Raw genomic sequence first — 12265 nt, 5'->3', positions numbered from 1 at the left:
GCAAAGTTCCTCGGCTACGAAATCACCGTTTGGCACGACGACCGTAAGGCCACCAAGGGCAAGCGATCCATCAACGGGATCGTCGGCCTACGTGTGCCCGCAACGGCCATCAACGCCCGGTGTGCCCTTTACCACAAAGGCGGTCAACCCGCCCATCGAGCCGACCTGATGAATCTCGACGACCACCTCATCATCAGCACATTCGGTTCACGCTACCGGGGCATCGTCCAGTACTACCTGCTGGCCAGCGACGTCTGGAAACTCACGAAGCTGGAATGGGTCATGACGACATCTATGCTCAAAAACCCTCGCAGCGAAACACCGCTCAACGGTAACGAAGATGGCCCAGAAGTACCGGGCCACCATCGACACACCAGACGGGCCACGTCGATGCTACGAGGCCACCCGAGCACGGCCCGGCAAGAAACCACTGGTCGCACGATTCGCTGGAATTCCACTAAAACGGCACAGGACAGCGATCCTCGACGATCGCGAACCAATCCCTAAACCCAGTCGCAAAGAGCTGGAAACACGCCTGCTGGCGGAGCGATGCGAACTCTGCGAAAACCCGGCTGCGGTGCAAGTCCACCACATCCGCGCACTCGCCGACCTCCACACCCCAGGAAAACCACAGCCCGAATGGGCGAAAATCATGACACTACGACGACGCAAGACCCTCGTCGTTTGCAACCCGTGCCATGACCTCATCCACACACGGCAACCCACCGCGACACCCACGGAGTAATCACGGGAGAGCCGGATGCGGGGAAACTCGCACGTCCGGTTCGGACCGGGGGCCGGCGGAAAAGGATCCGAACCACGGGCACCTCGCCACCGGCCTACCGGAACCCAACCCCCGGCAACAGCGGCGGCAGGCCACACACCCCCGGGCGTGGTCATGATTCTTTGGCGCGAAGCGCCCCCCGCCAACCGGCACCCCAAAACCAAACCGGCACCGACGAGCACCACGGCGGCGCCACAGGCGGCGCCGTAGCGCTTCCTTTGTCTTTCCCTCTCCTAAAATTTTAATGTTTTAGAAGGCAACCATCACCCGCCAAGAGCGGGAGGCACCCCGGGCTCAGCCCACCAAAGAAGCCCTACCGAGACGGCCTAATATTCTGGTTGAGGTGAAACACGTTATCCGGATCATAAGCATCCTTGAGCGCAACCAGCCGCCCAAACTTCCCGCCCGGATACGCACGACGCACACCGTCGGTTCCGTCATCACTGAGGGCGTTGACGTAAACGCCGCTGGCAAACGGGGCGAGCGCATCGGCCGCACGACGGGCGACGGCCATGCGGGACACGTCCTCGGCGGGATCGGTCCACGATATGCCGGTGCCGAACTCGAACAGGGTGGCGCGGTGGCTGAACGCGGCGTCCTCATCGGACACCTCGGCGATCGCCCCGCCGTAGGCCTGGAGGCCGACGTTGGGCAGGTCGGCACCGCCGCCGCGGCGGAGAAACGCCTCGATGGCGGCGTCGGGGAGCTCGCGCAGGTAGTGGCCCTTGGAGTAGCGGCGCAGGGCGTGCCGGCCGGTGGAGTCCTCGCGGCGTTGGAGGTCCACGTAGGACATCTCGGCGACGTGGGTGTGGGTTGGGCGGCCGAGTGCGCGCATCGCGGGGAGCAGGCGGCGGCCGGCGGCGGGGTTGCCGACCCAGACGAAGCCGGCGGTGAGCTGGCCGTCGCGGCTGAGGGAGGCGGTGAAGGTGGCCTGGCGCGGGGCCGTCGTGTTGAGGTCGCGCCAGGTACGGAGCACCGACGCGGCGGCGTCGAGCGGGAAGGAGTACTCGGCGACGAGGGTGCGGGTCCCGACTTCGTGGAGCTGGAACTCGAACTCGGTGACGATGCCGAAGTTTCCGCCGCCGCCGCGCAGGCCCCAGAACAGGTCCGGGTTCTCGGTGCGGCTGGCGCGGATGACGTCGCCGGACGCGGTTACGACCTGGTAGGAGAGGACGTTGTCGCAGGCGAGGCCGTGCTGGCGGGCGAGCCAGCCCATGCCGCCCCCGAGGGTCAGGCCGCCGACGCCGGTGTGTGAGACGTTGCCGGCGGTGGTGGCCAGGCCGTAGCGCTGGGACGCCCGGTCGAGGGCGCCGAGCAGCGCGCCGCCCTGCACGTAGGCGCGGCGCCGGGCCGGGTCGATGCGGACCCCGGCCATCGGGGTGAGGTCGATCATCAGGCCGTCGTCGGGCACGGCCAGGCCGAGCACGCTGTGGCCGCCGCAGCGGACGCCGATCTCCAGGCCGAGGTCGCGGGCGGTGCGCACCGCGGTCACCACGTCGGCCACGCTGGCGCAGCGGATGATCATCCGGGGGTGCCGGTCGACCATGGCGTTCCACACGGTCCGGGCCTCGTCGTAGGCGGGGTCGCCCGGCGTCAGTACTTGCCCATCAGAGGTGAGGGTCTTGAAGGACGCTGTCATGACCATGAGCTTGGCCGGAATCGGTCCCCTCGATAAGATCCAATCCTATGGCCACGGACAGGACCAATTCTCTCCTTGCCGGCGAGTTGCTGATCGAGCTGCGGCGCGATGCCGGCGTGCCGCTGCACCGGCAGATCGAGTCCAGCATCCGGGACGGGATCCGGTCGGGAAGGCTGCGTCTCGGCACGTCGCTGCCGCCGACCCGCACCGTGGCCGCGGACCTCAACGTGTCCCGCGGCGTGGTGGTGGAGGCGTACCAGCAGCTCGTCGCCGAGGGGTATCTGACCAGCCGGACCGGCGGGTACACGCAGGTGGCCGCCGGGCCGGAGACCGCACCCGCACCCGCCGCGCCGAAGCCGGCGGCCGCCCTGAAGATCGACTTCGGGTACGGGCGGGCCGACGTGTCGCACTTCCCGCGGACGGCGTGGCTGCGCTCGATCCGGACCGTGCTGACCGAGGCACCGAACGAGCGGTTCGGGTACCTGTCCGGGCACGGTGTGCCGGAGCTGCGGGAGGCGCTCGCCGACTATCTCAACCGGGTGCGCGGCACCGCGGCCGACCCGGGGAACGTGGTGATCTGCAACGGGTACGCGCAGGGCATCTCGCTGGTCCTGCAGGTGCTGGCGAAGTCGGGGGCGAGGCGGATCGTGGTCGAGGACCCGTCCTCCGACGACGACTGCCGGCCGCTCGCCGCGGCGGCCGGGATCGACGTCGTCGGTGTCGCGGTGGACCGGGACGGGATCCGGGTCGACGAGCTGGACCGGGTCGAGGCCGACGCGGTGATCCTGACGCCGTCGCATCAGTGGCCGACCGGCGCGGTGCTCTCCGCCGAAGCGCGGGCCGGGGTGCTGCGCTGGGCGCGGCGGTGCGGGGCGCTGGTCATCGAGGACGACTACGACGCCGAGCACCGGTACGACCGGGCGCCGATCGGGGCGATCCAGGGGTTGGCGCCGGACCAGGTGGTGTACGCGGGCACGGCCAGCAAGACATTGGCGCCGGGGCTGCGGTTGGGCTGGCTGCTGGTCCCGGGGCACCTGGTCGAGGATGTCGTCGCGGCCAAGGTCACCGCCGACCGCGGCTCGCCGGTGATCGACCAGCTGGCGTTCGCCGACTTCCTGGCGCGCGGCGAGTTCGACCGGCACCTGCGGCGGATGCGGCCGGCCTACCGCCGGCGCCGGGACGCTTTGCTTGGGGCGCTGGAGAAGTACACACCCGAGGTGGAGCCGGCCGGGATCGCCGCCGGGTTGCACCTGGTCGCCTGGCTGCCGCCGGAGTTGGACGAGGCCGCGCTCGTCGAGGCCGCGGCGCGGCGCGGCGTCGGGGTGTACGGGGTGTCGCCGTACCGGCTGGGCAGCACGGGGCCGGGCGGGTTGATCTTCGGCTATGCCACGTTGAGCGAGCGGGCTATCACCGAAGGTATCGTAGTTCTTGCGGAAGCTATCGGAGACCTTCGCCGATAATTCTCGGAGCTCATGATGCGAATCGGGCGTTGCATCCTGCCTGCCTGGTTCTGAGCTGGTACTTGAGTGAGTCCAATTTCCGGAAACACTTCGGAAATTGCATTGACATCTCCGAAATCGTGAGCTACGACAGTAAGTAGCCGAGCGACTACTCAACGAGGAGATGGTGATGATCGGCAAGGTACGACCGCTTGTGCTCGCTGCCGCCTTGGTGGTCGCCGGTGTGGCTACCGCCGGCCCGGCCGAGGCCGCCACCACGTTGGGCGCATCCGCCGCCGCCAAGGGACGGTTCTTCGGCGCCGCCGTGGCCAACAACCACCTGGGCGAGGCCGCCTACGCGAACACACTGGACCGGGAGTTCAACAGCGTCACGCCCGAGAACGAGATGAAGTGGGACGCCACCGAGCCCAACCCCGGCCAGTTCACCTTCGGCGCGGCCGACAACATCGTCAACCACGCGCGCAGCCATGGGCAGTCCCTCCGCGGGCACACGCTGGTCTGGCACAGCCAGCTGCCCGGCTGGGTCAACCAGATCTCCACCGGCTCGGCCCTGATGACCGCCATGCAGCGGCACATCAACGGGGTCGCGGGCAGGTACCGTGGCCAGATCGCGTACTGGGACGTGGTGAACGAGGCGTTCGCCGACGGCACCGGCGGCGGCCTGCGCAGCTCGATCTGGACGCAGCGGCTCGGCTTCAACACCGGCTGGATCGAGCAGGCGTTCCGCCTCGCGCGCACCGCCGATCCGAACGCCAAGCTCTGCTACAACGACTACAACACCGACGGCCAGAACGCCAAGAGCAACGCGGTGTTCAACATGGTCCGCGATTTCAAGGCCCGCGGCGTACCGATCGACTGCGTCGGCTTCCAGAGCCACCTCAACATCAACGGGGTGCCCGGTGACTACCAGGCCAACCTGCAGCGCTTCGCCAACCTCGGGGTGGACGTGCAGATCACCGAGCTGGACATCGGCGGCTCGAACTTCACCACCCAGGCCAACAACTACCGCACCGTGGTGCAGGCCTGCCTGAACGTCTCCCGCTGCAACCGCATCGTCACCTGGGGCGTCACCGACAAGTACTCCTGGCGCGCCAGCTCCACCCCGCTGCTGTTCGACGGCAACTTCAACAAGAAGCCGGCCTACAACTCCGTCCTCGCGGTGCTGAACAGCTGATCGTCGCCCCCCCGCCAAGCCATCGCCGGGGGTGAAACTGAAGGTGGCTGCTGCCCGATCCCTGCCGGGCGGTGGCCACCTTCGGTCGTAAAGCTCGACCGAGCTCCAGTAGCTGATGAAGATCCGCCCGGCTTTACGCCCGCGGTGCAGGCCGTGCTGGCTACCAGAGCCCCAGTGGACAACCGCAGCCTTTACCGAATTCAGCAACAACCTCGTCTATGCCCGTGACCTGGTTCGCGGCGGCCGGTACCTCGAGCGACTGGGAGTCACGGCCTTCGACGTTTGCGGTCTGTACCGCGCCGCGTGGGTTCACGCGGTGTCCGCGCTTGATCATTGGGTACACCGCGAGCTGTACGACCGCGCACTGGGATTCGCACTGAACGTGTCCATTCCGCGGCCTTCCAAGTTTCTGACGATCGAGATCCCCATGAGCCTGTTCGAGGATGTCCAACGCGGCACGACGACGCTGCGCGACGCGTTCCGGTCCACGGCTGTTTCAAGATCATCTGAGTGGTTGCTCGTTGCTGATGGGACTGTGGTGAGGCCAGGTATTCCAGTGGCTCCGCTGTCGTGCGATGAAGGGGGCCTTTGTCACGGTGAGCGTGAGGAAGGCCCCCTTCATCTCACCCACTCCACAATGGACATTGAAGTATCGCCGAGGTCCCGCACCACCGGCACACCATCGGCCTTGAGTAGTACCTCCTGAGCCGCTGCTTAAACGATCTTGAAACGGCCCTGCGTTCCGGTCACGTCTGGAAGCAGGGTTCGGCCACCTGTCGTATCAGTCACCGGAAAATATCAAGTTGGCCCTCAAGCATGTCACCGATGTGCAGCTGTGGCGGAGCGTGGCAAGGGAGTTGAGCAGCCGGGGAAACGGTCCGACGACTTCCACGGAGGAGATCCACTCCCGCCTCAAGGAGATTGTGCATCGGCGTAACAAGATCGCCCACGAGGCTGATCGTGATCCCGAGCGTCATGGTGCGCAGCGACTCATCACCGATCATGAAACAACGTCGGTCATCGACTGGATCGAGCAGCTCGCGACGGCCATCCTCGGAGTCATCGGACCGCCCCCGGCCGACCTTGACGAGCCCGCGGAGTCCGAGAAACGCCCACGACGCCGGTGGACGCGGCCGGAGATCGATCAAGCCGTGCTGCGCCTGGACGATCAGGGCGCCAAAACCGCGGTCCTCGAGCTGCTCAAACACGCCGACACCCGGGGAGCCATGTACCGCGGCGGAGTCGGTGTCGTGCCGACGGCCAGCTTTTACTATCGGCTGTACGGAACGCGCCGATCATTGTGGTCCTTGTACCTCGAGGAGGGCCGTCCGCTCATCAACCTCAATATCGGCACGATCGCACCCGCCGACCGTGACCTGACACGGTCGACACCATCGTCCAGGCTCTTGAGATGATCATAGGTATGAGATCTTGACTCACTCGCCGGCAGCTCCGTCGTACAGCCAGCAACGCGCCTGGTGCGCCGTCCCAACGTCCACAAGCGACGGTCGGGTCGCACACACCGGCATCGCGGACGGGCACCGCTCCGCGAACCGGCACCCCTCCCCGCGAGTCGTACCCTCCAGCAACTGAGTTCGACGCTCCAGCAACTGAGTCGTACGTTCCGGCAACTGAGTTCGACGCTCAGGACGGCGCGGGTCGGGGGCGGCGCTGGCCAGCAGCTGGGTATAGGGGTGCTTCGGCGCGAGGATCACCTCGTCCGCCGGGCCGCTTTCGACCACCTCGCCGCGGTACATGACGATCACGCGGCTGGAGAAGTGGCGCGCGGTGGCGAGGTCGTGGGTGATGTACAGGACGGCGAGGTTGTCCTCGGTCTTGAGCTGGTCGATGAGGTTGAGGATCTCCAGGCGGATCGAGACGTCGAGCATGGAGACCGGCTCGTCGGCGAGCAGCACGCTGGGGCGCGGGGCGAGCGCGCGGGCGATGGCGACCCGCTGGCGCTGACCGCCGGAGAGCTCGTGCGGGTGCTTGCCGGCGACCCGCTTGACGGGGAACAGGTTCACCCGCTCCAGGAGCTGCAGAACCTGTTCGTCCTCTTCGGACTTCGACCCAGCGCGGTGATGGATCCGCAGGGGCCGGCGCAGGTGGTGGTCGACGGTGTGGAACGGGTTGAGTGAGGCGAACGGGTCCTGGAAGACGATCTGCACCTCCTCCCGGTACCGGCGCAGCGCCCGGCCCCGCGTGCCGATCAGCTTGCCGCCCAACCGGATCGTGCCTGACGTCGGCCGGATCAGCTGGGCCAGCACCGAAGCCACGGTGGACTTTCCGCTGCCGCTCTCCCCCACCAGCGCCAGCGTCTGCCCGGCGACCAGGTCGAAGGACACCCCGTCCACCGCCCGCAGGATCTGCCGGCGGCCGCGCTCCCGGCCGACCACGAAGTCCCTGACCAGGTCCCGGACCTCGAGCGTGGCGATCCCGTTCCGCGAGGCGACTTCGGTCATCAGCTCACCACCTCCGCCTCGGCCACCGGGTGGAATTCGCCCCTGAGCAAAGCATCCGGTGCCGGCACACCGTACGTTGACGGTTCGTGCGCGTGGCAGGCGACCAGGGCGGCGTCGCGGGGGGTCAGCGGCGGCAGCAGCTCGTCGCAGACCGGCCGGCGGTACGGGCAGCGCGGCGCGAACGGGCACCCGGCGATCGGCTCGCCCAGGTCCGGCGGATGCCCTGGTATACCGTGCATCTCGCGGCGCGGACCGGCGATGCTGGGGAACGAGCTGAGCAGCCCCACCGAGTACGGATGCCGCGGCCGCTCCAGCAGCTCACGCGCGCTGGCCTGCTCGACGATCCGGCCGGCGTACATGATCGCGATCCGGTCGCTGATCTCCAGCAGCAGCGAGAGATCGTGCGTGATGAACAGCACCGCGAAGCCGAGCTCGGTGCGCAGCCGGGTGATCTCGTTGAGGATGTCCCGCTGCACCACGACATCCAGCGCCGTGGTGGGCTCATCCATGATCATGACGGGCGGCCGCAGCGCCAGCGCCATGGCGATCGTCACGCGCTGCCGCATGCCGCCGGACAGCTCGTGCGGGTACGACGTCAGCCGGCGCCGGTCCACCCCCACCAGCTCCAGCAACTCCGCGCAGCGCCGCCGCCGCTCCTGTTTGGACAGTCCGGGCTCGTGCGCGTCGAGCACGTCCTCCAGCTGCGAGCGCACCGAGATCACCGGGTTGAGCGCGTTCATCGCGCCCTGGAACACCATGGCGACCCGCTTCCACCGGAACCGCCGCAGCTCCTCCCCGCCCAGCCCGAACACGTCGATCTCGTCGCCGCCCGGCTCGCGGAACGTCACGGTGCCGGACCGCACCTCGGCGGGCGGCCGCAGCAGCCGGGTCATGGCGTAGGCCAGCGTCGACTTGCCGCACCCGCTCTCGCCGGCCAGGCCCAGCAGCTCGCCGCGGTGCAGCTCGAGGTCCACTTCGGACACCGCATGCACCGGATGGGCTCCGGCGTAGTCCACGGTCAGATCGCGCACGCTCAACACCGCGGTCATGCCCGCACCCCCTTCGTCCGCAGCCGCGGGTTGATGACCTCGTCGAAGCTGAAGTTGATCAATGAGAGACCGGCGCCGAACACCGCGATGGCCAGGCCCGGCGGCACGAACCACCACCAGGCGCCGAGCGCGAGGGCCTGCGCGGTCCAGGAGAAGTGCAGCATCACACCCCAGCTCAGGTGATCGGTGCCGCCAAGGCCGAGGAAGGACAGGCCGGCCTCGGACAGGATGCCGAAGATGATCGCGAAGATGAACTGGGAGGCGATCACCGGCAGCAGGTTCGGCAGGATCTCCACCAGGATGATCCGCCAGGTGCGCTCCCCGCTGGCCCGGGCCGCGCGCACGTAGTCCCGCTCCCGCAAGGAAAGCGTCTGCGCGCGCAGCACCCGGGCGGACGCCGCCCAGCTGGTGATCGTGATGGTCAGCGCGACCGTGACCACGCCGCGGTCCTCGATGTAGTCGGTCACGATGATCACCAGCGGCAGGCCGGGGATCACCAGAACCACGTTGGTGAACAAGGAGAACGACTCGTCCACCCGGCCGCCGAGGTAACCGCCGGTGACCCCGACCAGGATGGAGAGCACGGTGGCCAGCACCCCGATGATCAGCCCGATCTCCAGCGACCCGTGGGTCCCGGCGATGAGCTGGGCGAGCACGTCCTGACCGCTCTGCGTGGTGCCCAGCCAGTGCCCCGCGGACGGCCCGGTGAGCCCGGCGTCGCTGATCGCGTTGGGCTCCTCGGTGAACAGCGGGCCGATCACTCCCAGGAGGACGAAGAAGCCCACGATGCCCAGGCCGATCCAGAGCTTCGGCGAGCCCCGGAACCGGCGTGCCCGCGCCGCCGGGCTGGTCACCTCCGCCACGCTCACCGCGTTGATGCTCACAGCGTCACCTCTCCTGGGGATCCCGCGAGTCCCCGGTTCAGGCATGCGAGTCCCCGGTTCGGACACCCGAGTTCCCGGTTCAAGCCGGGCGCGAGTTGGGGACTCGCGTGCTGAAACTGGGGACTCGCGGGCATAGGAATCACCTCAACCAGAGTGCCGGGTGCGCGGGTCGATCACCGCGTGCAGCAGGTCCACCAGGAAGTTGGCGCCCAGCACCGCCAGCGTGATCACCAGGAAGATCCCCTGCATGAGCGGGTAGTCGTTGGCCTGCACCGCCTGCAGCAGCGCGAAACCGACCCCCGGATAGGAGAACACCACCTCGGTCACCAGGGCCCCGCTCACCACGAAACCCAGCGAGATGGCGAACCCGGTGATGCTCGGGATGACCGCGTTCCGCGCCGCGTAGGTGAGCATGATCCGCCGCGGCCGCAACCCCTTGGCCTCCGCGGTGAGCACGTAGTCCTCCGCCATGGTGGAGACCATCATGTTGCGCATGCCCATCAGCCATCCGGCCACCGAGCTGATCACGATGGTGAGGGCCGGCAGCAGCGCGTGGTACAGGGCGGAACCGAGGAACGGCCCGTTGAGACCGACCTGCAGGTTGAGGTCGTAACCCCCGGTCACCGGCACCAGCCCCAGCGTCAGCCCGAACACGAAGACCAGGATCAGCGCCAGCCAGAAGTACGGAATGGCGGCGAGGAACGTGGTGGCCGGCAGGATCGAGTCCAGCCAGGTCCCCCGCCGCCACCCGGCCAGCACACCGAGCCCGATGCCGAGCAGGAACGCCAGCAGGGTGGAAGCGCCGATCAGCACCACCGTCCACGGCAGCGACTGCGCCATCACCTGCGACACCGAGGACGGGAAGTAGGTGACCGAGACCCCGAGGTCGCCGCGCACCAGGCTGCCGAGGTAGCCCAGGTACTGCTGCCACCACGGCTGCTCTCCGCTGTAGCCGAGCAGCAGCTCGATGGAGTGCCGGGTCTCCGGGGTCATCGCCCCGCCGCCGGCCTGCTCCATCCGCCGGAGCAGGCCGTCGACCGGGTTGCCCGGCATGAGCCGCGGCACCGCGAAGTTCACGGTGATCGCGGCCCACGCGGCGATCAGGTAGAACACCAGCTTGCGGCGCAGATACCGCATGGTGATCTCAGGCCGGTTCGAGGTTGGTCGCCACGATGCCGAGGTCCGGCTCGGTGAACGGCATCGGCAGCGCGTAGAGGTTCTCCATCGTCGGCCAGCCCTTGAACTTGCCGGCGTTGAACTCGGTCAGCGTGCTCGACTGTCCGATCGGGATGTAGGCGAGCTTGCTGAACGCCTCCTTCTGGATGGTGGCGTAGGCCTGCTTCTTCGCCGCCTCGTCGTTGGTGGCACCGATGGTCACCAGGGCCTGGTCGACCGCGGGGCTGCGGAACCGGGCGAAGTTGTGCAGTGCTCGCTCGCCGACCGGCTTGGTGTTGGCGCTGTTGAGGAAGTCGTTGTACAGGTAGTACGGCTCCGGCCCGCCGTACAGGTTGGTGATCACCATGTCGAACGAGCCGTTCTCCATGTCGGTGTCGTAGGCGTTCTTGGACTCCTCCTGGGGCTGCAGGTCGATACCGATCTTGGCCAGCTGCTGCTTCATCACCTGCAGCGCGGCGATCCAGTCGCTGTACCCGGAGACCACCTTGACCTTGATCGACAGCTTGCCCTTCGGTCCGGCGTAGATGCCGTCGCCGCCCTTGGTGTAGCCGGCCTTCTTGAGGATGTCCTCGGCCTTCGCCGGGTCCGCGGCCGATGTGGTGCTGGGCACGTCCGAGGTCGCCCACTTCTGGTCCCGCGGCTGGAGCAGCAGGCCGGGCGAGGCGGGCGTGTCGTAGCCGCTGAACGCCAGCTTGTTCACCTGATCGCGGTCGATCGCGGTGTAGATCGCCAGGCGCACCGCCAGGTCGCTGGCCGGTCCGGCGTCGAAGTTGGGCACGAACACGGTGATGAACTGTGGGGTGTTCAGGTACTTGTTGGCCTGAGGGTTCTTCGAGACGTAGACCTTGTCGATGTCGGCGATGAACCCGCCCTCCCAGTCGACCTGGCCGGCGAGCAGGGCGTTCAGCGCGGACTCGTTGCCGGTGAAGCTGACGAACCGGATGTTGTTGATCTTCGGTTTGCCGGCCTGCCAGTAGTCCGCGTTCTTCTCCAGGTCGATGCTCTGCGCACTGAACTGCTTAAGTTTGTAGGGCCCGGAGCCGACCGGCTGACCGTTGGTGTCGGTGGCCGGATCGGCGACGGTGGACCAGATGTGCTTGGGCACGATGAACGTCTTGCCGGCCACGTACCAGAAGTAGGTGTAGGCGGGGCGGGTGAAAGTGACCGTGACATGCGAGTCGTCGGTGGCGGTGGCCCCGGCGTACGGCACCGAGGCTGTGTTGATCTTGGCGTTGTCCTTGTTCAGGTTGAACACGAACGCCACGTCTTCCGCGGTCAGCGGCTTGCCGTCGGCCCACTTGACGTTCTTGCGGATGGTGAACGTGATCGACTTGCCGTCCGGGCCCCACTCGAAGCTCTCCGCCAGGTGCGGCCGGATGTCGCTGGCCTTGGCGAGGTTCACGAACATGAGCGTCTCGTAGATCATCCCGCGGGTCGGGCCGAGCGGGACCGGGGCGAACGGGTTGAAGTTGAGGGTGAACTGGCCGCTCGCGCCGTTGTACACGGTGAGCAGGGGGTTCGCGCCGCTCGCGGTGGTTGCCGGGGTGCCGCAACCGGCGGCGGCGAGCGTGAGGGACAGCGCGCCGGCGATGAGCGCCGTTCGCCGGCGGTGTGCGTGGCCAGCCATCGGGGGACCT

The 12265-nt window shown here is 67.6% G+C and carries 11 protein-coding genes; 5 read left to right on the top strand and 6 right to left on the bottom strand.

All coding sequences use genetic code 11. From position 1 onward, the window contains the following. Positions 1-507 (top strand): group II intron reverse transcriptase/maturase (locus tag VGR06_RS23505; protein ID WP_327561272.1); only part of this gene is annotated, 507 nt, incomplete at its 5' end. Beyond that, positions 431-745: an RNA-directed DNA polymerase gene (locus tag VGR06_RS23500; RefSeq protein WP_327561274.1), complete on the top strand. Its 315-nt coding sequence runs from the start codon at positions 431-433 to the stop codon at positions 743-745. The genes VGR06_RS23505 and VGR06_RS23500, both read left to right, overlap by 77 nt. Positions 746-1097: 352 nt before the next feature. On the opposite strand, the gene VGR06_RS23495 is transcribed toward VGR06_RS23500, so the two are convergent. After that, positions 1098-2423, bottom strand: a complete 1326-nt coding sequence (locus VGR06_RS23495) for an FAD-binding oxidoreductase (RefSeq protein WP_327561271.1) — start codon at positions 2421-2423, stop codon at positions 1098-1100. A 47-nt stretch (positions 2424-2470) separates the two neighbouring features. Here VGR06_RS23495 and VGR06_RS23490 point away from each other — a divergent pair, with 47 nt between their 5' ends. The 3 genes from VGR06_RS23490 (at position 2471) to VGR06_RS23480 (ending at position 6472) form a co-directional block, all read left to right on the top strand. Further along, positions 2471-3883: a PLP-dependent aminotransferase family protein gene (locus tag VGR06_RS23490; protein ID WP_327561270.1), complete on the top strand. Its 1413-nt coding sequence runs from the start codon at positions 2471-2473 to the stop codon at positions 3881-3883. Positions 3884-4052: 169 nt separating this feature from the next. Then, on the top strand, positions 4053-5057 hold the full coding sequence (locus VGR06_RS23485) for an endo-1,4-beta-xylanase (protein WP_327561269.1): 1005 nt from the start codon (positions 4053-4055) through the stop codon (positions 5055-5057). Positions 5058-5860: 803 nt separating this feature from the next. Continuing rightward, positions 5861-6472, top strand: coding sequence for a hypothetical protein (locus tag VGR06_RS23480; protein WP_327561268.1), 612 nt, complete (start codon positions 5861-5863; stop codon positions 6470-6472). A 21-nt stretch (positions 6473-6493) separates the two neighbouring features. On the opposite strand, the gene VGR06_RS23475 is transcribed toward VGR06_RS23480, so the two are convergent. The 5 genes from VGR06_RS23475 to VGR06_RS23455 all read right to left on the bottom strand — a co-directional run bounded on the left by VGR06_RS23475 (position 6494) and on the right by VGR06_RS23455 (position 12255). Beyond that, positions 6494-7519, bottom strand: coding sequence for an ABC transporter ATP-binding protein (locus VGR06_RS23475; RefSeq protein ID WP_327561267.1), 1026 nt, complete (start codon positions 7517-7519; stop codon positions 6494-6496). Next, positions 7519-8568, bottom strand: a complete 1050-nt coding sequence (locus tag VGR06_RS23470) for an ABC transporter ATP-binding protein (RefSeq protein WP_327561266.1) — start codon at positions 8566-8568, stop codon at positions 7519-7521. Before VGR06_RS23470 ends, VGR06_RS23475 begins: the two co-directional genes overlap by 1 nt. Further along, entirely contained in the window at positions 8565-9452 is an 888-nt protein-coding gene (locus VGR06_RS23465) for an ABC transporter permease (RefSeq protein ID WP_327561265.1), read from the bottom strand. Before VGR06_RS23465 ends, VGR06_RS23470 begins: the two co-directional genes overlap by 4 nt. Positions 9453-9596: 144 nt before the next feature. After that, the gene (locus VGR06_RS23460; protein WP_327561264.1) at positions 9597-10589 is read right to left on the bottom strand and encodes an ABC transporter permease; all 993 of its coding nucleotides are present in this window, start codon (positions 10587-10589) and stop codon (positions 9597-9599) included. A 7-nt stretch (positions 10590-10596) separates the two neighbouring features. Then, the gene (locus VGR06_RS23455) at positions 10597-12255 is read right to left on the bottom strand and encodes an ABC transporter substrate-binding protein (protein WP_327561263.1); all 1659 of its coding nucleotides are present in this window, start codon (positions 12253-12255) and stop codon (positions 10597-10599) included. Positions 12256-12265: the final 10 nt, after the last annotated feature.

It is taken from the genome of Actinophytocola sp. (assembly GCF_036002505.1).
Classification (GTDB): Bacteria; Actinomycetota; Actinomycetes; order Mycobacteriales; family Pseudonocardiaceae; genus DASYTH01.
Note: the sequence above shows the minus strand (reverse complement) of the source record. Positions and strands in the feature narration are given on the sequence as shown.